The sequence below is a fragment of the Faecalispora jeddahensis genome (assembly GCF_000577335.1).
GTDB lineage: Bacteria > Bacillota > Clostridia > Oscillospirales > Acutalibacteraceae > Faecalispora > Faecalispora jeddahensis.
In genome coordinates this window covers 1-23,622 of sequence record NZ_CBYL010000009.1, presented here as the reverse complement: position 1 = coordinate 23,622, position 23,622 = coordinate 1, and the positions used below count along the sequence as shown (strand labels likewise).

The 23,622-nt window shown below is 55.1% G+C and carries 21 protein-coding genes and 1 tRNA gene; 18 read left to right on the top strand and 4 right to left on the bottom strand.

Annotation, left to right across the window (positions count from 1 at the left end; genetic code table 11):
* Nucleotides 1–24 precede the first annotated feature (24 nt).
* The 3 genes from TY09_RS05280 (at nucleotide 25) to TY09_RS05270 (ending at nucleotide 2,890) form a co-directional block, all read left to right on the top strand.
* Nucleotides 25–315 (top strand): BMC domain-containing protein, encoded by a 291-nt coding sequence (locus TY09_RS05280; protein ID WP_042431729.1) that lies wholly within the window; start codon nucleotides 25–27, stop codon nucleotides 313–315.
* Between the two features lie 250 nt (nucleotides 316–565).
* Complete coding sequence (locus TY09_RS05275; protein ID WP_052335559.1) at nucleotides 566–1,876, top strand: sensor histidine kinase; 1,311 nt, start codon at nucleotides 566–568, stop codon at nucleotides 1,874–1,876.
* Nucleotides 1,877–2,890, top strand: a complete 1,014-nt coding sequence (locus TY09_RS05270; protein WP_042431727.1) for a response regulator — start codon at nucleotides 1,877–1,879, stop codon at nucleotides 2,888–2,890.
* A 257-nt stretch (nucleotides 2,891–3,147) separates the two neighbouring features.
* Here TY09_RS05270 and TY09_RS05265 read toward each other — a convergent pair whose 3' ends face one another.
* Nucleotides 3,148–3,807 (bottom strand): RDD family protein, encoded by a 660-nt coding sequence (locus TY09_RS05265; RefSeq protein WP_042431725.1) that lies wholly within the window; start codon nucleotides 3,805–3,807, stop codon nucleotides 3,148–3,150.
* Entirely contained in the window at nucleotides 3,788–4,783 is a 996-nt protein-coding gene (gene sppA / locus TY09_RS05260) for a signal peptide peptidase SppA (protein WP_042431723.1), read from the bottom strand. The genes TY09_RS05265 and sppA overlap by 20 nt, the downstream gene beginning before the upstream one ends.
* A 300-nt stretch (nucleotides 4,784–5,083) precedes the next feature.
* On the opposite strand from sppA, the gene TY09_RS05255 reads away from it, so the two are divergent.
* The 5 genes from TY09_RS05255 to TY09_RS05235 all read left to right on the top strand — a co-directional run bounded on the left by TY09_RS05255 (nucleotide 5,084) and on the right by TY09_RS05235 (nucleotide 10,423).
* Nucleotides 5,084–7,726, top strand: coding sequence for a calcium-translocating P-type ATPase, PMCA-type (locus TY09_RS05255; protein WP_042431721.1), 2,643 nt, complete (start codon nucleotides 5,084–5,086; stop codon nucleotides 7,724–7,726).
* 149 nt (nucleotides 7,727–7,875) lie between these two features.
* A complete protein-coding gene (locus tag TY09_RS05250; protein ID WP_009065800.1) occupies nucleotides 7,876–8,121 on the top strand; it encodes a DUF6514 family protein in 246 nt (81 codons plus the stop codon).
* A gap of 121 nt (nucleotides 8,122–8,242) precedes the next feature.
* Entirely contained in the window at nucleotides 8,243–8,401 is a 159-nt protein-coding gene (rd, locus tag TY09_RS05245) for a rubredoxin (RefSeq protein WP_009065771.1), read from the top strand.
* Nucleotides 8,402–8,443: 42 nt separating this feature from the next.
* Complete coding sequence (locus tag TY09_RS05240) at nucleotides 8,444–9,637, top strand: FprA family A-type flavoprotein (protein WP_042431719.1); 1,194 nt, start codon at nucleotides 8,444–8,446, stop codon at nucleotides 9,635–9,637.
* A 270-nt stretch (nucleotides 9,638–9,907) separates the two neighbouring features.
* A complete protein-coding gene (locus TY09_RS05235; RefSeq protein ID WP_042431717.1) occupies nucleotides 9,908–10,423 on the top strand; it encodes an O-acetyl-ADP-ribose deacetylase in 516 nt (171 codons plus the stop codon).
* A 125-nt stretch (nucleotides 10,424–10,548) separates the two neighbouring features.
* Here TY09_RS05235 and TY09_RS05230 read toward each other — a convergent pair whose 3' ends face one another.
* Nucleotides 10,549–11,154 (bottom strand): cyclase family protein, encoded by a 606-nt coding sequence (locus TY09_RS05230; RefSeq protein ID WP_042431715.1) that lies wholly within the window; start codon nucleotides 11,152–11,154, stop codon nucleotides 10,549–10,551.
* Nucleotides 11,155–11,319: 165 nt separating this feature from the next.
* Complete coding sequence (locus tag TY09_RS05225) at nucleotides 11,320–12,012, bottom strand: 5'-methylthioadenosine/adenosylhomocysteine nucleosidase (RefSeq protein WP_042431713.1); 693 nt, start codon at nucleotides 12,010–12,012, stop codon at nucleotides 11,320–11,322.
* A gap of 214 nt (nucleotides 12,013–12,226) precedes the next feature.
* Here TY09_RS05225 and TY09_RS05220 point away from each other — a divergent pair, with 214 nt between their 5' ends.
* The 10 genes from TY09_RS05220 (at nucleotide 12,227) to TY09_RS05170 (ending at nucleotide 23,546) form a co-directional block, all read left to right on the top strand.
* Nucleotides 12,227–12,979, top strand: coding sequence for an N-acetylmuramoyl-L-alanine amidase family protein (locus tag TY09_RS05220; protein WP_042431710.1), 753 nt, complete (start codon nucleotides 12,227–12,229; stop codon nucleotides 12,977–12,979).
* 493 nt (nucleotides 12,980–13,472) lie between these two features.
* A complete protein-coding gene (locus tag TY09_RS05210) occupies nucleotides 13,473–15,260 on the top strand; it encodes a DEAD/DEAH box helicase (RefSeq protein ID WP_042431706.1) in 1,788 nt (595 codons plus the stop codon).
* 89 nt (nucleotides 15,261–15,349) lie between these two features.
* Entirely contained in the window at nucleotides 15,350–16,414 is a 1,065-nt protein-coding gene (gene mutY / locus TY09_RS05205) for an A/G-specific adenine glycosylase (protein ID WP_242841440.1), read from the top strand.
* A gap of 153 nt (nucleotides 16,415–16,567) precedes the next feature.
* Nucleotides 16,568–17,971 carry a UDP-N-acetylmuramoyl-L-alanine--D-glutamate ligase gene (gene murD / locus TY09_RS05200; protein ID WP_035316542.1) on the top strand — a complete coding sequence of 468 codons (1,404 nt, stop codon included), beginning with the start codon at nucleotides 16,568–16,570 and terminating at the stop codon, nucleotides 17,969–17,971.
* A 2-nt stretch (nucleotides 17,972–17,973) separates the two neighbouring features.
* A complete protein-coding gene (locus TY09_RS05195; RefSeq protein WP_042431702.1) occupies nucleotides 17,974–19,002 on the top strand; it encodes a M20/M25/M40 family metallo-hydrolase in 1,029 nt (342 codons plus the stop codon).
* Complete coding sequence (locus TY09_RS05190; RefSeq protein ID WP_042431700.1) at nucleotides 18,990–20,024, top strand: M42 family metallopeptidase; 1,035 nt, start codon at nucleotides 18,990–18,992, stop codon at nucleotides 20,022–20,024. Before TY09_RS05195 ends, TY09_RS05190 begins: the two co-directional genes overlap by 13 nt.
* The gene (locus TY09_RS05185) at nucleotides 20,021–20,785 is read left to right on the top strand and encodes a GNAT family N-acetyltransferase (protein ID WP_042431698.1); all 765 of its coding nucleotides are present in this window, start codon (nucleotides 20,021–20,023) and stop codon (nucleotides 20,783–20,785) included. Before TY09_RS05190 ends, TY09_RS05185 begins: the two co-directional genes overlap by 4 nt.
* A gap of 109 nt (nucleotides 20,786–20,894) precedes the next feature.
* The gene (locus TY09_RS05180; protein WP_411918301.1) at nucleotides 20,895–22,169 is read left to right on the top strand and encodes a methionine gamma-lyase family protein; all 1,275 of its coding nucleotides are present in this window, start codon (nucleotides 20,895–20,897) and stop codon (nucleotides 22,167–22,169) included.
* A 153-nt stretch (nucleotides 22,170–22,322) separates the two neighbouring features.
* Nucleotides 22,323–22,405, top strand: a tRNA-Leu gene (locus TY09_RS05175).
* A gap of 760 nt (nucleotides 22,406–23,165) precedes the next feature.
* Entirely contained in the window at nucleotides 23,166–23,546 is a 381-nt protein-coding gene (locus TY09_RS05170; RefSeq protein WP_018214032.1) for an LPD28 domain-containing protein, read from the top strand.
* Nucleotides 23,547–23,622: the final 76 nt, after the last annotated feature.

The window sequence follows — 23,622 nt, the reverse complement described above, 5'->3', positions numbered from 1 at the left end:
TGAGGAAACAAAGGAGGAATTGCGATGACTTTTGATGCATTGGGTATGATTGAAACAAAAGGATTTGTAGGCGCGGTGGAAGCCGTAGACGCGATGGTGAAGGCCGCGAATGTGGATTTTGCGGGCTTTGAAAAAATCGGTTCCGGCCTTGTCACCGTCATGGTGCGCGGCGACGTGGGGGCGGTCAAGGCGTCTGTTGATGCCGGGGCCACCGCGGCAAGAGCGGTGGGGGAGGTCATCTCCACTCATGTCATTCCCAGGCCGCATACAGACACGGAAAAGCTGATTCCCAGAGTAAACGAAACCTCTAAATAAATTCTTGCTATGCACCGGCTGTGCCGGAGCCAGACGCAGGGTCCGGCTCCGGCGGCCCGGCATAGAAGAGAAAGCCTTTGCGGGTGAAATTCCAAAATCACGCAAGGGCTTATATGGCGTTACAGTCTTGTTATGGGGGCCTGTAACTTAATTTCTGCAATCCACATTTTTTAATTTAAAATTTCTTTCTATATGATAGAATGATTACAACAACAACCGCATTGTTCTTGATATAGGGGAGATATGCCATATGGAAAAAATCGAATACCAGTCCATTTCCACACAGAGCATGCCGGTAAAAAGCAGGATACCAAAAGATGAGATGAACATTCAGAATCTGCTGGGAAAAGAGATGCTGGAGGAAATTCAGAATCAGATCGCGCGCGCCACGGGGCTGGCCTTTGTCACCGTGGATTATCGCGGGGAACCGATCACGCAGATGACGGCTTTTACGCCGTTTTGCCAGCGTGTGCGCAACGGACAAGGCTCCGGGCAAAGATGCAAGCAGTCGGATGCGTTCGGCTCTATTCAGGCCGTGGTCACCCGAAAGCGGAACGTTTTCTTCTGCCCGTGCGGGCTGCTGGAGGTTGCGGTTCCCGTCATCATTCAGGGGCAATATCTGGGCGGCGTGCTGGGCGGGCAGTTTCGCTGCAGCGATGCTCCGCCGGAGCTTCCCCGGCTTGCGACGATTTTGTCCGGCCAAAGGGATGATTGGGAGCAGGACAAGGAGCTTCAGGTGCTGTTCGAGCAGGTTCCCGAAATCAGCTACGAACAGTTTACCAATCTGGCGGATCTGGTTTCCCTCATCATTAACCAGTTCGCGGAAAAAGAGATCGCGCGCCTGCAGCAGACGGATCTTCTCAATCAAGAGATTCAAAGCCTCAGCGAGCAGCAGAAGCGGATGGAAAAGGAAAGCCGGCTGAAAAGCATGGAACTCAGCGCGCTGCGCGCCCAGACGAATCCTGTCTTTGTTTTTCGCTGCCTGAGTACGATCTCGAGCCTTTCCGTTTTGGAGGAGGCGCCCCGAACGAATGAGATCATTACCCTGTTCTCCGATTTTCTTTATGCAACGCTGATCGATAACAGTCCGGTTTCAACCGTGGCGGAAGAATGTGAAACACTGGAGCGTTATTTACAGATTCAAAAGGTGCGTTTGGGCGAACGGCTTTCGTGGTCCGTTCAAATGGAGGACGAACTTTCGATGCAGCTCATTCCCCGGACCATCCTCCTCCCGTTCGTGGAACGCGCTTTGGACTACGGCATCGCGCAGAAACGCGAACCCGGCCATATCTCTATTTCCATACGCTATCAGAATGAAGATGTGCTGATTCGGGTGAAGGACAACGGGCCCGGAATCGATGCCAAAACTGTTTCAAAGCTGGCAGGGCAGTATCAGGGGAAACGGCAGAAAGAATTGGCGGAAATCGGAATCAACAATGCGCGTATGCGCCTGATTGCCGCGTTTGGCGAGCAATATGACGTTTCCATCCAGAATTATCCGGGAAAGGGAACGGCATCGATTATCAGATATCCCAAAGAGATTGATGAAAGGATATTGTAAATGTATCGCGTATTGGTAGCAGATGATGAACAGATGATGCGGGATGCGATGCGCCTGATGATCTCCAGAATCCCGAATTTCCAAGTGGTGCACAGTGTGGGGAGCGGCGAGGAGGCCGTTGAATGCTGCCGGCGGGACCCGATTGATATTGTGTTTCTGGATATGGAGATGGTCGGCATGTCGGGGATCGAGGCATGTAAAAGAATTCATAAATATCATCCGGACATATCGATTTACATGGTTTCTGTCTGCCGCGATTTTGAGTTTGCCCGGGGAGTGCTTCGGTCCGCCGCTCAGGAATATCTGTCAAAACCGATCGCGTTCAGCACTCTGCGCGCGCTGCTGGAGGAGTTTGCGAAATATCACCAGGGAACCGCGCAGCAGATCAACCTTCTGTCACGGTGTTTGAATCAGCACGATTTTCGAGGGATGTATTATGCCGTACCGGAGCTTGTGCGGCAAATATGTGTCGATAAGGATCAGCGGCGGCTGACGGAATGCTTTTTTCAGATGGGGGAAAGCCTGCTCGGTCTGGTGCCGGGATTGAACCCTGACGGAGCGGCGTGCGAAAGGCTTTTCCCCATCAACGAGATTTTTGCGCGGAATTCGAAAAGCTGGGAGATGTGGCTGTTCGATGTGATGAACTATGTGTTTCAGCAGGCGGCTGTCAGCCGGTGCGAAATTTTAGAGGACGTCTTCCGCTTTATCAATCTGCGGATCAAGGGAGACCTGAGTCTGGCTGTCATCACGCGGGCCTGCAACATCAGCCAGGGGTATTTAAGCCGGCTGTTTCAGCAGTATCTGAGTATGAGCGTGATGGAATATCTGCATATCCGAAAGCTCGCTCTCGCCAAAATGTACCTGATCTTTACCAACATGAGCACCGCGGATGTGGCGTTCCGGCTGGGGTACAGTGAGAGCAATTATTTCAGCAAGGTTTTTAAAAGGTACGAAAATGTCACCGCCCATGAATACCGGAAAAGACACGCGGCAGACATACTGGCGAATGAATAAGGAGCTCCCTGCGCAGTAGGGTGATTTTGCTGCATTTCGCACGTTTGAGGGAGGTCTGCGAAGAACCGCCGATTTATTCCGGCAGCAAAAACTTTGATGCGTCCAATCCATCCTTTGATAAAAAGGAAAAACAGCTATCGGAAAAAGCTCTTTAAAAAATGATCCGGCAAACAGAAAAACGCACCCCATTCGTCAGACAGAGATTCCCTGTCTCTGACGAATGGGGTGCGTTGTCAATTGCGGCGTGTTATTCCGTGTTATTTCGGCTCCTGCTCCTGCGGTGCTGCCGGGGCTTCCGTTTCATCGGGCGGCGTCTGTTCCGGCAGCTCGGGAGCGGTCTCGGGCTCTGCCTGCCCGTAGGGGCGGTACGAAACCGGAGCGGAGGGAACGGCGGCGGCAGAGGCCGGGGCTGTGCCGTATCCATAGACCGGGGACGCTTTCCCATAGACAACGGGCCGGCACTTGCAGGTGTAAATCACTTGGGTGTCGCACAGGCGGTCGTGGAGCCCCTGCTTCGTTTCGCTGGCTCCGATCATCAGGTACCCGATGAACAGAAGAGACGAAAGATAGCGCCCGATGGTTTCACGGTAAAGGACGTTGACAAATGTCAGCTTGCTGTCATCGCAGGCGACGACGCGCAGGTTCATCAGGCGTTTGCCCACGGTTGCGCCGGTTAGGTAGGTCATCACGATAAAATAGGCCGATCCAGCCAGGTACAGAAAAATATCGTACGGGCTGAAGCGGAAGAGGATGGGGCTTAAGAACCACGAGGCGGGGTTTAGCATCTGCACCATCATCAGCGGCAGGCGGACTGTCAGCGTAAGGATTGTGCCGATCAGCAAAAGATCGATCAGGTAGGCCGTCAGGCGGACGAAAAATCCGCCGGGGGTGGCTGTGTTATTCTCCAATGGCTGCATAGTACATCGGCACCCCGCTCTCTTTGATTTCCATCAGGTCGGCCAGCTTATCCGCGTCGCTGCGGGTGTAGTCCTTCGCCATGGCAAAAAGAGAGGCAAACGGCGAAGCGGAATAAGTGGGAGTATAAAACTCCACGGAATCGCCCAGCGCTTCCTCAAATTCCGCCTGGGCGTCCTCGTAACCGGCGACCTGGTCGATCAGCTTGTTTTCCCGGGCCTGCCTGGCGGTGTAGATTCTGCCGTCCGCCAGCTCGCGCACCTTGGCCTCGTCCATATGGCGGCCCTTTGCCACAATGCTGACAAAGGTGTTGTAAGGCTCATCCACAAGGGACTGGAAGATCTGTTCCTGCTCTTCGGTCATGATGTCTGTGGAGCTGCCCATGGCCTTATTTCTTCCGCTGGTGAACAGAACGCTCTTTACGCCTATTTTATCCATGAGCTCTTTGTAATTCGTCAAAGAGATAATGACGCCGATCGAGCCGGTCCAGGTCTGGCTGTTGGCGATGATCTTGTCAGATGCCATAGAGATGTAATATCCGCCGGAGGCCGCCATGTTCGCCATATAGGTCCAAACCGGGCGCTCGGTGTTTTCTTTGTATTTGAGCAGACGCTGGTACAGCTCGTCGCTCTCGTATACGCTTCCGCCCGGCGAGTTGACGTACAGAAGGATTCCCTTGTTGTTTGGGTCGGCCTCCAGGCTGTCGATCAGCTTCAGGGTTCTGTTATGGTCGTAGCCCTCCGTCGGGAACAGGGAGGATGTGGAGGAAGAAGCCTGAATGGTGCCCTCCACCGAAACAACGCCTACGAACGGGCTGGTTGGAAAATCTTTGGAAACGTCCTCGGACGCTTTCAGCAGTTTGTCGAAATAGTTGTTTTCCTGCTGCCCCGCAAAGCTGCGAATCACCATGCTGGAGCCGCAGACAAATACAAATACGAGCGCGGCTGCAATCAATCCCGTAATCTGTTTTTTGTTCATGCTGTACCCACCTTTTCTGAAGGGGTATTCCCTCTTCGTTCAATTTGTTTTCACTCACGTTAATCATATCGGGCTTTTCTGCTGTTTGTCAAGGGAAATCCCGCTTTTGCCGGACACGTCCAAAAGCGTTTTTGCGGTGATCTGCAAGGTTTTATCCTGTTTTCCGGTGAATTCCGACAAATCTCCGCGCAGAGTTCTATTTCGTCCACCCGGGTTAATATATATAACCAATGCAAAGGCAGGTGCGGGCGAAAGCCTGAAAATCAGAGCGGGAGTTGATTTGTTTTGGAGTGGCAAAGTTTGTCCAGAGAGGAATGTATCCGGCAGTTAAAAACAGATCCCAAGCGGGGGCTTACGGTACCGCAGGTGGAACAACGGAGTAGGGAATACGGACAGAACGAACTGCGGGAGGGCAAACGGCCTGGCCTCATCGCAAAGTTTTTGGAGCAGTTCAAAGACTTTATGGTCATTATCCTGCTGATTGCCGCGGCAGTTTCGTTTTTTACCTCCCTGTTCCGGCATGACAGTGATTATATAGACCCCATCATCATTCTGCTCATCGTCATCGTCAACGCGGTGATCGGTGTGGCACAGGAGAGCCGCGCCGAAAAGGCAATCGATGCGCTGAAGAAGCTTACTTCGCCCGAATCTGTTGTGATGCGCGACGGCAAGCGGGTCAAAATCGCCTCGAAAGAGATCGTTCCCGGCGATATCGTGTTTTTGACGGAGGGTGATTTCGTACCGGCCGATCTGCGCATTCTGGAAGCGCACAACCTGCGTGCGGAGGAATCCGCACTGACCGGCGAATCCCTGCCGGTGGAAAAATCGGCGGAGCTTGTCTGCGGGGATAAAACGCCGCTCGGCGACCGCAAGAATATGCTGTATTCCAGCAGCAGCGTTGCGGCCGGGCGCGGCGTAGGCGTGGCGGTTGCCACCGGAATGGAAACACAGGTAGGCAAAATCGCCCACATGATCCATTCGGAGGAAGCTCCCCAGACCCCGCTGCAAAAGCGGCTGGCCCATACGGGCAAGGTGCTTGGCATCGGCGCGCTGGCAATCTGCGCGGTGATCTTTATTATGGGGCTGATCCAGAGCGTGGAGCCGCTGGATATGTTCATGATTTCCATTAGCCTGGCGGTAGCCGCGATTCCCGAAGGGCTGCCGGCGGTTGTTACGATCGTTTTGGCCATGGGCGTGCGCCGCATGGCAAACTGCCGGGCCATTGTGCGCCGCATGCCGGCCGTGGAAACGCTCGGCAGCGCCAGTGTCATCTGCTCGGATAAAACCGGAACGCTCACGCAGAACAAGATGACGGTGGTAGAGGTAGCCGGCTACGACGGCGTGCTGACGAAGCAGGATACCCAGGCCAGACGCATTTTGGAGCTGGCGGCGCTGTGCAACAACTGCACCGTTTCGGGCGATAAAATACAGGGCGACCCAACCGAGGCCGCGCTTCTGGCAGCTTCCCCCGTGCCGAAAGATCAGCTGGAGCGCCGCATGCCCAGAGTCCGCGAAATCCCCTTCCAGTCTTCCCGCAAGATGATGACGACGGTACACCGGCTCGACAATCAGCAGTACCGCATCATCACAAAGGGTGCGCCGGATCTGTTGATGGAGCGCTGCACCACCTGCCAGGGCGGCAGCTTTACCGCCCCGATGGATCAGCAGGTGCGGCGCGAGCTGCAGCGCAGAAACGAGCAGATGGCGTCGCGCGCGCTGCGCGTGCTCGGCGTGGCCTACCGCGATGTGAAGCAGCTTCCGCCGGAAGATGAGTGGGAGAAGGATCTGGTATTCTGCGGCTTTATCGGCATGATCGATCCACCGCGTCCGGAAGCGGAGCGTGCGGTGCGCCTGTGCAAGAAAGCGGGAATCCGCGCTGTGATGATTACCGGGGACCATGTGGCGACGGCGATTGCGATTGCCGGGAAGCTGGGTATGATGGGCCCCGAGGACAAAGCGCTCACCGGCCAGCAGCTGGATCAGATGGACCAGCGCGACCTGGAGCGGAATATCTACCAGTATTCGGTGTTTGCCCGGGTGTCGCCGGAGCATAAGGTTCGTATCGTCAAGGCCTTTCAGAAGCGCGGCGAGATCGTGGCGATGACGGGCGACGGCGTCAACGACGCTCCGGCGCTCAAGGCGGCCGACATCGGCTGCGCCATGGGTATTTCCGGCACCGATGTGGCGAAGGGCGCGGCGGATATGGTGCTGACCGACGACAACTTTGCAACGATCGTCGAGGCAGTGCGCGAGGGCCGCGGCATCTATGCGAATATCCGCAAAACGATCCATTTCCTGATTTCCTGCAATATCGGTGAGATCCTCACCGTGTTTATGGCGTTTCTGCTGCAGCTGCCCCTGCCGCTTCTGGCCATTCAGCTGCTGTGGATCAACCTGGTGACCGATTCTCTGCCTGCCCTGGCGCTGGGGGTGGAACCGATTGAAAATGATGTGATGGAACAACCCCCACATCGGCAAAATGAGAGCATTTTCGCGGGCGGGATGGGATACAATATTTTAGTAGAGGGATGTTTGATCGGCGCTCTGGCCCTGCTGGCCTATAGTGTGGGCCGCGCGTTTTTCGACATGGACCCCTCTTATCCGATCATCGGCCGAACAATGGCGTTCGCAACACTGAGTCTTTCTCAGATCGTACATAGTTATAACATGCGTTCGTCCCATTCTCTGTTCCGCATCGGATTTCTCAGCAATCCGCAGCTCTTAGTGGCTTCCGTCATCTGCACAATCATGCAGGTTTCGGTGATCGCGGTGGCTCCGGTGGCACAGATTTTCAAAACAGCGGTCCTCAGCGGCGCCCAGTGGGTGGCAGTTGCACTGATTTCGCTTGTTCCATTTGTCGTGGTGGAGGCGGAGAAAGCACTGCTTGGGGCTACATCTGGTAAGAAAGAAAATGAAAAGCGAAAGATATTGAGGAAAAACTAAAAAGTAAATGTGACAATGGGATACCATATTGAAAACAAATGGGAAATCTCGTATGATGAATGAAAAAGCATGTGAATTAAATTCACGGAAATATGGTTTATGGAAATAGTTTACGGAGATTCAAATTCAAGAAGGGGGAGAGGCCGTTCATGGTCAAAAATGTAGGAAAGATCATCATTTCGCGGCAAAACAGAGTCTTGGAGTATTATGTGTTTGGCAATGAAAAGACCGGCTTTGGGATTCGTATTATACAACGAGGTACAGTGAATGCCGAAGCCGAATATGAGAACGTCAGCAGCAGCGAAGCTCGCGCAATGGCTTTGGCCCGTACCCTGGCTACGGGTACGGTATGTCCGGGTCATTTGTGTAACATCCTGGACGATGGCGGTTTTTAATGCGGAAACACACCTGAAAGACACCTCTTTTGATTGACAATCTCAAAAAGGATAGAGTATACTAAAGACATCAATTCTTAAGTGATAAAAGATTGTCAATTAAAAAGGAGTGTTAAAAGTTATGGCAAAATATGTATGTGATGCTTGCGGCTATGTATACGATCCGGCGGTAGGGGATCCCGATAACGGAATCGCTCCCGGAACCAGTTTTGCAGCTCTTCCCGAAGATTGGACCTGTCCGGAATGCGGGGCTTCTAAGGATATGTTCAGCCCCCAGTAAAGGGCAAATTTACGCCCAGTCAGCGGGAAGGATGTTTCAGTCATGGCAACAAAGAAATTGGCAGACCACATTTATTCGGTCGGAGTACTAAATCCCGGTTTGCGTGTATTTGACATTATTATGGAGTCCCCTTATGGGAGCAGCTACAACGCGTACCTGATTACCGGCCAGAAAAATGTGCTGATCGATACGGTTCATGCAGATTTCTTTGAGGAATATCTCGAGAACATTCAGAGTCTAATCGACGTTTCTGAAATTGATTACCTGATTATGAACCATACGGAACCGGATCATTCCGGCAGTGTGGCAAAGCTGCTGGCACTGAATCCCAATATTGAGATTTACTGCACAATGGCGGCGAAGAAATATATCACAGCCATTGCGAATCAGGAATTCCGGTTTCATGTGGTAAAATCGGGAGAGATTCTGGATTTGGGTGACCGGTCGCTGCAGTTCATCGTGGCGCCTCTTCTGCACTGGCCTGATTCCATGTTTACATGGGATGAGACGAGCGGTCTGCTGTTTACCTGCGATTTTCTGGGAACGCATTTCTGCGAGCCCACTCTGGTGGACACCAACATGCACTACCGGGAAAAATACCTGGAGCAGGCGCGCCACTATTATGAATGTATTTTCGGCCCGTTCAAGCCTTATGTCATCAGCGGTCTGGATAAAATCAAGGACCTGCCGGTTCGTATGGTCTGCACGAGTCATGGCCCCTGCCTGGTTCAGGGGATCAAAGAGATCACGGGGCTTTACCGCAAATGGAGTCTGCCCGCGGAGCGCGACCGCAGAAAGATCGCAATTTTGTACGCATCTGCATACGGCTGCACCAAGCAGCTGGCGGAAGCGGCCTATGAAGAGCTTTCTGCCGATTCCGAGCTGGATGTGCGCCTGATCGACGTGGTATTTACTCCGTTTGAAGAGTCTGTGACCGCCGCAAACGAAGCGGATGCTCTGCTCATGGGTTCCTGCACCATTAACCGCGATGCGCCCAAAATTGTTTGGGATGTGCTGTCGAGTATTGACGCGATCAACGTTCGTTCCAAGCCGGCCGGTGCTTTCGGCGCGTTTGGCTGGAGCGGTGAGGCTGTCGGTATGATGCGCTCCCGTTTGGAGCATTTGAAGTATCGCTTTGAGGGAGAGGGAATCCGTTCGAATTTCACCCCAACGGCGGATGATCTGGCCAAGATGAAGAGCTACGCGCGCAGCATCGCCGACCAGATTTCTGAATAATTTTGATCAAGCAGAAGTGAAATGACAGCTTCTCGCCCGGTGTTCTGAAAACCGCCGGATGAGGAGCTGTTTTTTTATCTTGATTTAATTGTATTTTGGCCCGGTACGGAGTATCCTGTTCTTATAGTCAATTCATTTTAAATCGTCTTGTGCCCAATAGAGTGATTTTGCCCTCCACTATAGGCGGGAGAAAAATCATTACTTTAGAAAGTGATAATAGACGGAACTGAATCGGCTTGTTCAAGGGGAACAGCTCAAAGGAGGAACGTTATGGAGTTTTCCATTCTTCAGGGAGATATTACGACTTTTGCGGTGGATGCGATTGTCAATGCCGCCAACACCTCTCTGCTTGGCGGAGGCGGAGTGGACGGAGCCATTCATCGGGCGGCGGGCCCCGAGCTGCTGGAGGAATGCAGGCGTCTGCACGGGTGTGAAACCGGTCAGGCCAAAATCACGTCGGGCTATCGATTGCCCGCAAACTATGTGATCCACACGCCCGGCCCCGTCTGGCACGGCGGCGGAGCCGGGGAGGAGGGCCTCCTCGCTTCCTGCTATCAAAACTGTCTCCGACTGGCAGAAGAAAACGGCTGTCATACCGTGGCGTTTCCCTCCATCAGTACGGGTGTATACCGTTTTCCGTTGGAATGCGCCGCTTACATTGCCGTGCGGGAGATCCTCGCGTTTTCCCAAACGGCCAAAACCGTGCAGTCGGTTACGATGGTCTGCTTTGACGAGAGAACGAAAGCCGCATACGAAACGGCCCTCCGGCATGCACAGCAGGGATGATTTTGATCTCTGCCTTTTCTCAATATAAATTTAAGAAGGGCTTCCGCACAATGAGCGCGGAAGCCCTTCTGGCCGTTGGAAAATCACGCGGCCGTTTCGCTTTGGATGATTGTTGGCCTGCCATATTACGAAAAGCGTTCGTCCCTTGGCAGGGTACCCTGCAACAGCACTGCGCGGCAGGGGGAAGCCTCCAGACCGCGGAGCTTTAAGGGCAGCGCAATCAGCAGATAGTCCCCGTCCGGAACGCCGTCGAGAACGGCGCCCTCCAGAATCGGAATATCCGCGCCCAAAAGCTCCAGATGGACCGATCGCTCCTCGGCCTCGCTGCCGATCGAGATCGCGTCCGTCCCCACTAGCAGGGCACCGCTGTCCGCCAGAACAAACGCGGCGCTGCGGTCTAAAAACGCCTGGCCGTCGCCGTGGAACAGAATCCGCTTCTGGCAGCGGGGCAAAAGCTCCTCGATCTGTGCGCCGGTCACAATCCCCTCCACCGTAACCACCGTGCATGGTCCGATCAGGAATTCCGGCGGAATCCGGTCGATCGTGTCCCCATCCTCCAGAAAGTGCCGCGGCGCATCCAGATGGGTGCCGCTGTGAGAGCCGGTGAAAAAGGCGGACAGATTATAATCGTCGCCGGTGTCGATACGGCGGATCCGCTCCGACCAGGGAACGGGGTCGCCCGGGTATACATCGGCAGAAAACAATTCGCGGGAGATGTCATAGAACTTCATACGCACCCTCCGTTTCTGTTTGGCGGTTTCGAACCGGGAACAGGAGAGACCATGCAGAATCTTTCGTAAAAACAGGAAATCGCAGTTCGTGTTTTCCCCGTCGAAAGCGGAGGAAACACGAGATTTCTCATTTTAAATCGCAGATTTGTATCCGCTGCAAAAGAATCAGGACAGCTCGGGAAGAATACGGCACAACAGGTCGATCCCGCGCTGGGCCGCGATCGGGGCGAACGTGGCGTAATCCATTTTCGCGTCGTCGTCGGCGTTGTCTGAAATCGTGCGCAGCACAACAAAATCCACGCTGTTCACATGGCATACCTGCCCGACAGCGCCGCCCTCCATTTCGCAGGCCATCGCGCCAAAATCACGGCCAAGCTCATGCAGCTTTGCCGAATCGCAGATGAACTGATCGCCCGTGGCGATCACGCCCGTATGTACCGCGCCCTTATAAACCTCCGGAGCCGTTCGCCCGAGCAGCTGAACCAGCTTCTCCGAAGCGGGGATATCGATCAGCCCGATACCGGACAAATAGCCGCGCTTGTCTCCCAGCGGGGAGGTGTCCATATCGTGCTGTACCACGGCGGTAGAAATCACCAGATCGCCGATGTGAATGCTCTCGCCGATTCCGCCCGCCACTCCGCTGTTAATCACCAGGCGGGGCCGGTAGTGGGTAATCATCAGCTGCGTGCACAGCGCGGCGTTCACCTTGCCGGGGTTGCAGTGCGCGATGACGCATTCCACACCGGACAGCGTCCCCTTGCAGAATTCCAGACCCGCCAGTATTTCTGTCTGCGGATTTTGCAGTCTGCTTTTTAGTCCCTCAACTTCAATGGGCATCGCGCCGATAATTCCGATCATTTGCGTTCTCCTTCACCGGATGAGAATCCGTCGTTTTCTTTTGATTATAAAAGATTTGTTCCTGAAAAGCAACGGCTGCCGCGGGCGCTCTCAGGATTTTCTGTAAAATCCTGAGAAGTCAGGAGATATAATCCTTTTAAAGAATTATATTTCGCGGACAAGCCGATATAATAAAATGAAGTATATCGTGTCGTCTTTACAGGGGGAAGTGACAATGCTGAAACGAATGATGAGCCTTCTGCTCACTGCGGGAATGCTGTTCTGTATGGGGAGCACGCATGTGGCTGCCGCCGAAGCATCACAGGTAGCCGGCAGTGAAGCGCTTATGAGGTCGAGTGCGAGTATCAAGACGGAGCAGTCTGCGTTCCGGGTATATCTCAGTCCGTCGCCGCAGTACTATAATCTGTATCCCGATGGAAAAACCGAAGAGGATTATATGCGGCAGATCGCGAACTGGATGGCCCAGTATCTGCATGAATACGGCATAGAGACCATTATTGCGCCGTCGAGCGCACAGGTTCCCGCGAGCGAGTGGGGCACGATGCTGCAGGAGCGCGCGAAGCAGGCCGTGCAGAACAACTGTACCCTGTATCTTTCCATTCACTCCAACGCCGCGCCGGAGGCGCTCTCCGGGCAGTATAACGGCTGCTTCATTTATTACCAGACCGATCATCCCATGAGCGGGCTCTGGGCCCAGATCGTAAAAAATAATTTTATTTACCCCGAGGCAGACAAGATCAAGCTGGCAAATAACCAGACCTTAACGGAGATGGCGTACCCTGAAATGCCCGCGCTGCTGGTGCAGACAGCGTTCCACGATTACCCGCGCGACGCGGACTGGATCATGCACAACACACAGCGAATTGCCGCGAATCTTTCCTATTCCATCGCGCAGTACCGCAAGGAGTATTACGGCGTGCCGATTCAGGAGATCACAAACCCCAATCTGCAGATTCCGTTTTTATAATCGGATCAGCGTCACAGGGCAGCAGCCGGCCAAATGCCGGCTGTTTTTGCGCAGAGAATCGCGTGTTTCCGGCGTTTTTTTCCGTGTTTGACTCGAGCAGAAAAAGGCAAAAAGCACGGGACAAAGAGACCCTTAAGCCGGTTGTTCTTGCTTTCCGCCCCAAAGAGCGGTATAATTATCTATTATCCGGCAAAACAATAGCCGGTGAGAGCCGGCGTTTTGAAGCGGCGAACCACACGCTGTAGGCGGTGGCGGCCGCTTTCTCTGTCTGTTAGAACTTCATGTCGTGAGCGGCAGCAAGCTGCCGCTGGCTGAGAGAGCCTTGAAACTTGAAGTGGAGGAATATGCCTGCCGCTTGAGGATGAATCAGTTGGTTTCCACCGACCGTAAAAGATGGAACATCTGATTCCCGTGATAGATTTCAGAAGATTAAGGGCCGGGCCAGCGCCTCTTGGGCGGGCCGGCGGCTTTTTAGGAAGGAATTAAACAGTATATGAATTTTCAGGAACTCAATTTGATTGCGCCTATTTTGAAAGCGCTGCAGGAGGAGCAGTACGAGGCGCCGTCTCCCATTCAGGAAAAAGCGATTCCGCCTGCCCTTTTGGGCCGTGATGTATTGGGCTGTGCGCAAACGGGAACCGGTAAAACGGCTGCGTTTGCCGTGCCGATTCTGCAAACGCTGAACGCGCAGCCGCCTGTGCCGAAGGGGCAGAAGCGTGCCATTCGGTCGTTGATTCTCACCCCGACGCGTGAGCTCGCCATTCAAATCGGCGAAAGCCTGCGCGCCTACGGGCGGTACCTGCCTTTGCGCAGCGAGGTGATTTTCGGCGGCGTTTCGCAGGTGCCGCAGGTAAACAGTCTGAACAGGGGAGTAGACATCCTTGTCGCGACGCCCGGCCGCCTGAATGATTTGATTCAGCAGGGCTTTATCGATTTAGGCGCGGTTCAGATTTTTGTTCTGGACGAAGCCGACAGAATGCTCGACATGGGCTTTATTCACGACGTAAAGCGTGTGATCACCCGTCTGCCGAAACAAAAGCAGACGCTGTTTTTCTCAGCGACGATGCCGCCCGAAATTACGGAGCTGGTGGATTCCCTGCTTGTCGACCCCATTAAGGTGGCGGTCGCGCCGGTTTCCTCCACGGCGGATGCGATCGAGCAGTCCGTGTATTTTGTGGACAAGGGCAATAAGCCGAAGCTCCTCATCGATCTGCTCAAACACTCCGAAATCGAGTCTGCCCTGGTGTTTACGCGCACCAAGCACGGAGCAGACCGTGTGGCCCGCGAGCTTGCCCGTGCGAAGATTCAGGCGCAGGCCATTCACGGCAACAAATCGCAGACGGCGCGCCAGCAGGCGCTTTCCAGTTTTAAAGCCCGTCAGATCCGCGTTCTGGTGGCGACCGATATCGCTGCCCGCGGCATCGACATCGACGAGCTTTCCCATGTCATCAACTACGATCTGCCGAACGTGCCCGAAACATATGTGCACCGCATTGGCCGTACCGGCCGTGCGGGGCTCGACGGGACGGCGATCTCGTTCTGCAATATCGATGAAAAGCCGTATCTGAAAGACATTGAAGCGCTGATCGGCAAGCCGGTTCCGGTTGTGGAGGATCATCCCTACCCGATGCAGGTGTTCACGCTGACGCCGCCCAAGCAGCCGACGCCGCGCCCGCAGCGTGCGCAGCAGCCGCAGCACCGCGAGAAACAGCGGGGCGAAGGCGCGCAGCGGCAGGAGCATCCGCGCCAGGCGGAGAAAGCATCTTCGCCCGATGCGCAGAAGAAGCAGGCACAGCCGAAATCCTCGGCAAAAACAAAGCAGCGAAAGGGGCGTAAGGATACCGCGGTCCGTCCGTCGCAGGCGGGACGAGCAGAATCCACTTCCGCAAAACCTGCGGAAAAGAAAGCCGCCGAGCCGAAAAGACAGGCGGTCAAAGGGCCGCATACTCCCAAACCCGCGGACAGACGCGTGCAGCAGGAGCCAACTGTTGTAAAAACGGAAACACACGCGGCCAGAGAGCAAAATGCCGCCAAACCCGCTGAAACGCGCGAAGCCGCAGGAAAAGACGCGGCCCGCCGTACCCCCAGAGAACGTTTGGAGCGTCAGCCGGAGCCGGAGCGCCGAAGCGCACCGGCTGCTGAGAAGAAAGAGGATTACCTCACTTCTCTCGGCCCGCGCAAAAAGGGTGAGCCGCCGCGTCCCCTGCTGACCAGAGAACACACATCGAAAAAGCCTGCGGACCAATTTTTGTCCGACAAACCGTATTTCCGCAAGGGATAAGTTGTTTTTCTGCGGAAAACATAAAACGGAGATCATCAGCCGGCGGAACACAGTTTCTGCCGGCTGTTTTGGCAGAAAGGGGAACCTCTTTGAGTGCATCGCTCGATTTAAACAAAATTGTTCAGCCGCTTCTTTCCTGGTACGATCAGGCGGCCCGCGTGCTGCCGTGGCGGGAAAATCCGCAGCCATACCGCGTGTGGGTGTCTGAAATCATGCTGCAGCAAACGCGGGTGGAAGCGGTAAAGCCCTATTACGAGCGCTTTTTATCGGCCCTGCCCACGGTGGAAACACTGGCCGACGCGCCGGAGGAGCTGCTGCTCAAGCTCTGGGAGGGCCTTGGGTATTACAACCGCGTCCGCAATCTGCAGCGCGCCGCGCTCGTAATGAAAGAGCAGTACGGCGGGCAGGTTCCCGCATCGTTCGACGCGCTTCTGGCCCTGCCGGGCTTCGGCGAGTATACGGCGGGTGCGGTGGCCTCCATCGCGTTCGGGATTCGTGTCCCCGCGGTGGACGGCAATGTGCTTCGCGTGATCTCGCGCCTGACGGCAGACCGCCGAGACATGAAGGACGCCGCGGTAAAACGGCAGATCACCGAAACGGTGCGCGAAATCCTGCCGGAACGGGCGGGGGATTTCAATCAGTCGCTGATGGAGCTGGGGGCTACCGTCTGCCTGCCGAATGGCGCGCCGCTGTGCCTGCTGTGTCCCTTAAACAGCCTGTGCATCGCTTACCGGGAAGGGATTGCCGCCGAGCTGCCGGTAAAGACGGCGAAGCGCCCCCGGGTGATAGAAGAGCGCACGGTATTCCTCCTGTGTACAGAGGATCGGGTGGCGCTGCGCCGTCGGCCAGCGAAAGGGCTTTTGGCCGGGCTGTGGGAGCTACCCGGTGTGCCCGAGGTGTTTACCCCTGAGGGGGCTGAAGATCAACTGCGCGAATGGGGCTTTTCGGAGTTCGCTGTGCAGCCTCTGCCAAAGGCAAAGCACATCTTTACGCACCGAGAATGGCATATGACGGCGTATGCCGCCCGGGTCCCGCGCCCGTTCGGGGAGTTTGTCTGGGCGACGTATCGGGAGCTTTTGGAGCAATACACGCTGCCTTCCGCCTTTAAATCTTACGCGGACATGCTGAAAGATTGGATTTCGGTTGATATTTAAAAATCTGGTAAGTATAATAAGGTAGAAGCAGTTTCCTAAAATAAAAAGTGTTGTTTCTTTCCCCGTCGAAGGTGAGAAAAGAAACAGAAATATCGTTTCAAATAAAAGTGTGGCAGAAGAAGAAACCGAGTGAGAGAAGCGGGGGCGATGGGTATGGACAGCAGGGTACAGACCTTTTTTGAGGGATTACAGGGAAAAAAAGTGGCCTTCTGCGGGATCGGCGGGAGCAATCTGCCGCTGATCCGGATTTTCTTGGAGCATGGCGCAAAGGTGCAGGCGCGCGACCGCCGCCAAAGAGAACAGCTGGGCGATACAGCAAGACAGCTCGAGGAGCTGGGCGCAGAGCTTTGCCTGGGCGAGGATTATTTAAAGAACCTGGATGCGGACATGATTTTCCGCACGCCGGGGATGAAGTTTTTTCTGCCGGAACTGGATCAGGCCAGAAAAGAGGGGCGTGCCGTCACGTCGGAGATGGAAGTGTTCTTCGATCTTTGCCCCTGCAAAATCTATGCGGTGACCGGCAGCGACGGCAAAACAACCACAACCACCATTATTTCAAAGCTGCTTGAGTCTACGGGGAAAACAGTACATCTTGGCGGGAACATCGGCAAGCCTCTGCTGCCCGAAATCGCGTCCATCGGGCCGGGCGACGTGGCGGTGGTCGAGCTTTCCAGCTTTCAGCTGATTTCGATGCGCAAAAGCCCCGATGTGGCGGTGGTGACGAACGTTTCGCCAAACCATCTGGACATCCATAAGGACATGACGGAATACGTAGAGGCCAAAAAGAATATCGTGCGGCACCAGAATGCGTTCAGCCGCGCGGTCATCAATGCGGATAACGCCACTGCCGCCAGCTTTGCGGAATCCGTGCGCGGGCAGGTTCGCCTGTTCAGCCGCCGCCGGGCCAGTACCTATGGCGCATGGCTGCGCGAGGATGGGATGATTTTAGTGGGCGATACCGAAATCATGCCCGCCTCCGACATCCGGCTCCCCGGGATGCACAATGTAGAAAATTACTTAGCGGCGATTTCCGCCGTGTGGGGAGAGGTCGACGCCGAGTCCATCCGCAAGGTTGCGAAGGAATTTTCCGGCGTTCAGCACCGCATGGAGCTGGTGCGCGAGCTCGGCGAAGTCAAATATTACAACGATTCCATCGGCACCAGCCCTACCCGCACCATCAGCGGAACCTTGTCCGTCTATCCAGATAAGATCATCCTGCTCGCGGGCGGTTACGACAAGCATCTTCCGTTTGAAGAGCTGGGCAAAGCGATCGTGGAAAAAGTGAAGCTGCTGATCCTGATGGGTCAGACGGCGGATAAGATTGAAGAAAGCGTCAAAGCGGCGCCTGAGTACCAGCCTGGCCACCCGGAGATCCTGCGGGTCAGCGGGATGGAGGAGGCTGTGCTGGCCGCCTATGAGGCGGCAAAGAGCGGCGATATCGTGTCGCTCTCACCGGCCTGCGCGAGCTTTGATCAATATACAAGCTTTGAGGTGCGCGGCTACCACTTTAAGCAGCTGGTGAACGCGCTGCCGGGAACAAAAAAGAAAGAGGAATAAGCATGGAACATTTGCAGGAGCTCCTGTTTCGCCTTTGCTCCGCGCCCGGGATGTCCGGTGCGGAGGAGGCCGCGGTCAAAGCGGCGGAACAGGAGCTGAAACAATACGGGGCAATTTCTTACGATCCGCTGGGGAATCTCGTCTGCCAGATGGGCGATTCGGGGGCAAAGCGGCGGATTCTGCTGGACGCGCACATCGATCAGATCGGCCTTCTGGTGGCCGGCATTACAGAGAGGGGCTTTCTGCGCCTGGCCGCCTGCGGCGGTGTGGACCGCCGCGCTCTGCCCGGCACCACGGTAACGGTGTTTGGCCGCGAGCTTCTGCGCGGTGTGGTGTGCTGCCTGCCGCCGCATCTGGTGGAGGGCAGCGAGGAAAAGGTAGAGCCGGTTGACAAAATGTATGTCGACGTCGGCCTGAGCAGAGAAGAAGCGGAACGTTTGGTCACTCCGGGCGACCGGATTTTGTGGGAGATCACGCCCCGCACTCTTCTGAACGGCAGGTTTACCGCCGCCGGGCTCGACAACCGCGCAGGCGTCTGCACGATGATCCGCTGTGCAGAGCTGCTGGCAAAAGAAGAGCTGAGCTGCTCCGTGACCACCCTGCTCAGTACACGCGAGGAAGTGGGCGGTCAGGGGGCCAAAACGGGCGCGTTTGCGCACGACCCCACCGAGGCGATCACCGTGGATGTCAGCTTCGCCGGGCAGCCCGGCGTGCCGGAGCAGAAAAGCGGAAAAATGTCCGCGGGGCCGATGGTCGGCATTGCCCCCACGCTCGATCAGGAAATGACCGATGAGCTGGTTCGTCTGGCAAAGGAGCGTGAAATACCGTTCCAGTACGAAGTCATGGGTGGTACGACCGGCACGAACGCGGATTCCATCGGAACGGCGCGTTCCGGCGTGCGGTGCGCGCTGGCCTCGGTTCCGCTGCGCTATATGCACACGCCGGTAGAGGTGATCGATATCGTGGACATTGAAAATACGGCGAAGCTTTTGGCCGCGTATATCAGGGAGGGGAAAGTATGGCAGATATAACGCTTTTGCAGCGGCTTTGCGAGCTTCATGGCATATCGGGTCGTGAACGGCAGGTAGCTGACGTTATTTTAGAAGAGATCTCCCCATTTGCGACTACAGTGCAGAAGGATGCCCTGGGAAATATCATCGCATTTAAAAAGGGTGCAAAGGAGCCGTCCGTTCGGCTGATGCTCAGTGCCCATATGGATGAGGTAGGCCTGATCGTGACGCACATCGGCGAAAACGGCCTGCTCAAATTTGCAGAGGTCGGCGGGATCGACCGCCGGGTTCTGTGCGCAAAGCCGGTTCTGGTGGGCGGAACGGTTTCGGGTGTCATCGGCGCAAAGCCCATTCATCTGCTCGAAGGGGAAGAGAAAGGCAAATCGGTGCCTGTTTCAGATCTGTACATCGATATCGGCGCCAAGGACAAGGCCGACGCGGAATGCTATGTCTCGCCCGGGGATTTCATTGCTTTCGACGCGGGATTCCATCGCGAGCGCGGCACGATCATTTCCCGCGCGCTGGATGACCGCGCGGGCTGTGCCATTTTGATCGACATGATCAAGGAAGAGCTGCCGTATGATATGACCTTCGTGTTCTGCGTGCAGGAAGAGGTCGGCCTGCGCGGCTCGGCGGTCGCGGCCTATACGGTCGATCCGCAGGCGGCAATTGTGGTGGAGACCACCACCGCGGGAGATATTGCCGGCGTGGAGCCGGAGCGGCAGGTGTGCCATGTGGGGCAGGGGCCGGTCCTCTCCTTTATGGACCGCCGTACGATTTATGACAAGCCTTATTTCGACCTGGCTATGAAGCTTGCCGAAGAACAAAAGATTCCCTGCCAGACAAAGCAGGCGGTAGCGGGCGGCAACGACGCGGGTGCGATTCACACGACGCGTAGCGGCGTGAGAACCATCGCGGTTTCCATCGCGTGCCGCTATCTGCACGGCCCTGCGAGCCTGATCGCAGAGCAGGATTACCACGACACCGAGCGTCTGGTGCGTGAACTGGCTGTGCGCATCGCGGCAGGAGAGAACGCGCAGTGATTCGTCTGGTCACGGAAGAAGAGATTCCCTCGCTGGAGCGTTTTTGTGAGGGCAGTCCGTTCGGGTGCAAAATTGCTGGCTTGCAGCGGGCTTACGGCCTTTCGCTGCCGTTTGCCTGCTTCTGGTTGCAGACGAACGAGCGGAGAGAAATAACCGCCGCCGTATCCTCGCTGGATGGCGCCGTGGTTCTGCATTTGAAAAGCACGGCGGACAGGGACGAGCTGAAAGAATTCCTGTCCGCTGCCGGGTGCCGCACTCTTCTCTGTGAGGAGAGCGCGGCACATGCTCTGTATGGAGCGTCAAACAGAGCGGGAGAAATGTTTGTCTGCTCCCCGGCCATAGAGCAATCCGTAACAAAGAACGGTGTAAAGCTGCTGGATGAAGTACCGGTTCGCGAGCTGTTTTCCCTGCTGTGCGAGTGCGGGGAACAAAAAGCCGAGCAGTTTGAACCGTTTTATCTCGATGTTTCCCATCGCGTGCGCCATGGAGCATGCCTGACGCAGAGCGTGATTTTTTCGGACAGGCTGGCTGCCTGTGCCATGGCCGGCAGCATCACAGGAACAGATGCCGTTTTGTCGGCGGTGGCAGCACATCCCGATTTTCGCCGCAGGGGTCTTGGCGGTGTAGTCGTCCGTGCCCTGCTTTTGCGCCTGTTGCCCAGAGCAGTGTATGTACTGTGTGAAAATGAGCAGGCCGGCCTGTTTTATCGGTCGCTGGCCTTTTCTTCGGCGGGCCGGTGGGCCGAGCTGGATTTTTGGTAACCGCTGTCGATTGGGGCAAGCGGATACCGGGCCGGATGAGAGAACCGGCCAATCGTGGGATCGTCCACGGGGTATCCCATCAGATCAGAAACATAAGGGAGCAAACAGTATGATGAACTATCCGTTTTTTCAGTTGGATGATAGAATCCTTTCCGCGTCCGAGCAGGCAATGCAGCGGCTTGAGCCGGTATTTCGTCAGATCGATCAAGTCACCGGCTACAACCAGCAGAAAATGCTGGCGGCGTTTAACCGCGCGCGGGTGAGTGAAAGCCATTTTGTCGGCACGACCGGCTACGGCTACGGTGACCGCGGTCGCGACGCGCTCGATGAGGTATACGCCTATGCACTCGGGGCAGAGGATGCTCTGGTGCGCGCCAACTTCGTCAGCGGTACGCATGCGCTTACGGTTGCGCTGTTCGGCGTTCTGCGCCCCGGCGACACGATGCTGAGCGTGACGGGAATTCCCTATGATACTCTGCGCGGCGTGCTGGGAATCACCGGGAACGGCAACGGTTCGCTAAAGGAATTCGGCGTGAAGTACGAGCAGCTTGACCTGAAAGAGGACGGCACGCCGGACTATGAAGAAATGGAGCACCGGATTCATCCCGGTCTCAAGATGGTGTACATTCAGCGTTCGCGCGGGTATAACCTGCGCCCGTCGCTGTTTGTGGAGGATATTGAGCGCATTGCGGAAATCGCCAGGCGCCGCGCACCCGGCTGCATCGTGATGGTGGACAACTGCTACGGTGAGTTTGTCCAGACCGAAGAGCCCACCCAGCACGGCGCGGATCTGATGGCAGGTTCCCTGATCAAAAACCCCGGCGGCGGTATCGCGCCCACCGGCGGTTATATCGCGGGCCGGCGAGATTTGGTGGAAAGCTGCTCCTACCGTTTAACCACCCCCGGCACCGGGCGTGAGATTGGCTGTACCCTCGGCAGTAACCGCGAGCTGTTCCTCGGCGCGTTCCACGCGCCGAATGTAACGGGGGAGGCGCTGAAAACTGCGGCTTTCGCGTCGGCGCTTTTTTCCAGCCTGGGGTATGATGTGACGCCGAGATGGGACGAGCCGAGAGCGGATATTATTCAGGCGGTGCTGCTACGGGAGAAGGAAGCGCTCATCGCGTTCTGCCGCGGGATTCAGAAGGGCGCCCCTGTCGATTCCTTTGTGACGCCCGAACCCTGGGATATGCCCGGCTATGACTGTGAGGTTATTATGGCGGCCGGCGCGTTTACGCTCGGCGCTTCCATCGAGCTTTCAGCGGATGCGCCCCTGCGCGAGCCGTTTGCAGTCTGGATGCAGGGTGGTCTGAACTTCCACAGCGGCAAGCTGGGCGCCATGCTGGCAGCGCAGTCTATGCTGGAACAGGGGATTCTGCCCCTGTGATTTGAGAGAGAAAGCAAATTTTATACGCGTTTGGAATATTTTCAGGCGCGTATGAAAGTTTCTCTTGCAAAGAATTCACGCTTTCGTTATAATATATAAGTTCATTCGAATACGGAGTGACAAATTACAGTCAAATCAATTTCAATGAGATATGCGGGCGTGGCGGAATGGCAGACGCGCTGGTCTTAGGAGCCAGTACCTTTGGTGTAAGGGTTCAAGTCCCTTCGCCCGCACCAAAAACAAAAGGTAAAAAAGATTTATTGCTTACAAAGCCAGTAAATCCAAGCCTTTCAAGAGCTTCCACGATGAAAAGTGGAAGCTCTTTTTTCGTAGATTTATTGGGGTAAAAGCTTCACTCTGACAGGACTCAAACCTACAAGTAAAAACATTCATGAGCAGCGCCCTTTTTAGTACAGAGCGAAATGAAAAAGGGCGCCACTCAAAATACAATCAGATGAACAAGCTGAAATCAAAAAGGGCTCCGATTTTTAAGGCTGAATGAAAGCCGATAAAGTTAGCGCCCTTTTTTTATATATACACCAAAATCACATTAAATTTGAAAGCATTAGAAGGCCGGAGAATCGGAGTGCAGGAATGCACTTTTATTCTCCGGCTTTTTTGTTTTCTGGAAAGGAAAGGTCATGCTGGTACACTATAAAAGAAATAAACAAACCGCCTGCTACGATTCAAACAATCTCTCCACTGTAGGTAGAATACCCCCGGCTGAACGGCCATGCGGTCCATTTCAAAGCTGTGGCGGCTGCCCATACCCGTCCCACGGCTTCATCTGCTACAGCGCTGAGGGAGATTGCCTTAGAACGGATATGCAAAAAACTGCAAAACGCAAGGAAGGTGCAAGATGAAACATGGAAACTGATTTAACAAAGAGGTATCCGATCAAATCAAGGTACTGCTGCTGTATAACGCCATGAAAAAGTGGTGCGACGGAGCTGTTTTTGTGTAATCACAAACCAATATTTACAGGGAGGTATTCAAATGAGCGTTAACGCCAGAAAAGAAGAATATGAACACATAGAATTGTTTGGAAAGCCAGCACTTTTCACCAATTCCCGCATCGACCGAACCACGGTGCCGGTGGGCTTTTACTGCTACGATTTGCGCGGCTCCGACTATGATCCAGGCAGGCCGGTGAGCATAGAAAATAAGGTTACCGTTAACCACGCCGGAGCCGTTTTGACACCGGAGCCGGTCACTATCTCCAAGGAGGGTTTCCGCAGGCTGCGGGACAACATCAATTTCCTCGGTGAGTCCCTGACTCTCGCAGACTTCTGTGATGAGCACAAAATCACTCTCGCATCCGAATTATCCAATCCAGATGAGTCAGGCGTGAAGATGGGAGGAATGACACTTGGATAAAGGAAAAATCTTTGAAGTAGAACTCAGCCGGTGGAACCCTTCCGGTGCAAATCCGTCGGCACAAATCGCACTCCCC

What these genes read in the sequence shown, in the direction of transcription:
- TY09_RS05280 (WP_042431729.1), top strand. Translation starts at nt 25, where the DNA reads ATGACTTTTGATGCATTGGGTATGATTGAAACAAAAGGATTTGTAGGC.
- TY09_RS05275 (WP_052335559.1), top strand. Translation starts at nt 566, where the DNA reads ATGGAAAAAATCGAATACCAGTCCATTTCCACACAGAGCATGCCGGTA.
- TY09_RS05270 (WP_042431727.1), top strand. Translation starts at nt 1,877, where the DNA reads ATGTATCGCGTATTGGTAGCAGATGATGAACAGATGATGCGGGATGCG.
- TY09_RS05265 (WP_042431725.1), bottom strand. Translation starts at nt 3,807, where the DNA reads ATGCAGCCATTGGAGAATAACACAGCCACCCCCGGCGGATTTTTCGTC.
- sppA (WP_042431723.1), bottom strand. Translation starts at nt 4,783, where the DNA reads ATGAACAAAAAACAGATTACGGGATTGATTGCAGCCGCGCTCGTATTT.
- TY09_RS05250 (WP_009065800.1), top strand. Translation starts at nt 7,876, where the DNA reads ATGGTCAAAAATGTAGGAAAGATCATCATTTCGCGGCAAAACAGAGTC.
- rd (WP_009065771.1), top strand. Translation starts at nt 8,243, where the DNA reads ATGGCAAAATATGTATGTGATGCTTGCGGCTATGTATACGATCCGGCG.
- TY09_RS05240 (WP_042431719.1), top strand. Translation starts at nt 8,444, where the DNA reads ATGGCAACAAAGAAATTGGCAGACCACATTTATTCGGTCGGAGTACTA.
- TY09_RS05235 (WP_042431717.1), top strand. Translation starts at nt 9,908, where the DNA reads ATGGAGTTTTCCATTCTTCAGGGAGATATTACGACTTTTGCGGTGGAT.
- TY09_RS05230 (WP_042431715.1), bottom strand. Translation starts at nt 11,154, where the DNA reads ATGAAGTTCTATGACATCTCCCGCGAATTGTTTTCTGCCGATGTATAC.
- TY09_RS05225 (WP_042431713.1), bottom strand. Translation starts at nt 12,012, where the DNA reads ATGATCGGAATTATCGGCGCGATGCCCATTGAAGTTGAGGGACTAAAA.
- TY09_RS05220 (WP_042431710.1), top strand. Translation starts at nt 12,227, where the DNA reads ATGCTGAAACGAATGATGAGCCTTCTGCTCACTGCGGGAATGCTGTTC.
- TY09_RS05210 (WP_042431706.1), top strand. Translation starts at nt 13,473, where the DNA reads ATGAATTTTCAGGAACTCAATTTGATTGCGCCTATTTTGAAAGCGCTG.
- murD (WP_035316542.1), top strand. Translation starts at nt 16,568, where the DNA reads ATGGACAGCAGGGTACAGACCTTTTTTGAGGGATTACAGGGAAAAAAA.
- TY09_RS05195 (WP_042431702.1), top strand. Translation starts at nt 17,974, where the DNA reads ATGGAACATTTGCAGGAGCTCCTGTTTCGCCTTTGCTCCGCGCCCGGG.
- TY09_RS05190 (WP_042431700.1), top strand. Translation starts at nt 18,990, where the DNA reads ATGGCAGATATAACGCTTTTGCAGCGGCTTTGCGAGCTTCATGGCATA.
- TY09_RS05180 (WP_411918301.1), top strand. Translation starts at nt 20,895, where the DNA reads ATGATGAACTATCCGTTTTTTCAGTTGGATGATAGAATCCTTTCCGCG.
- TY09_RS05170 (WP_018214032.1), top strand. Translation starts at nt 23,166, where the DNA reads ATGAGCGTTAACGCCAGAAAAGAAGAATATGAACACATAGAATTGTTT.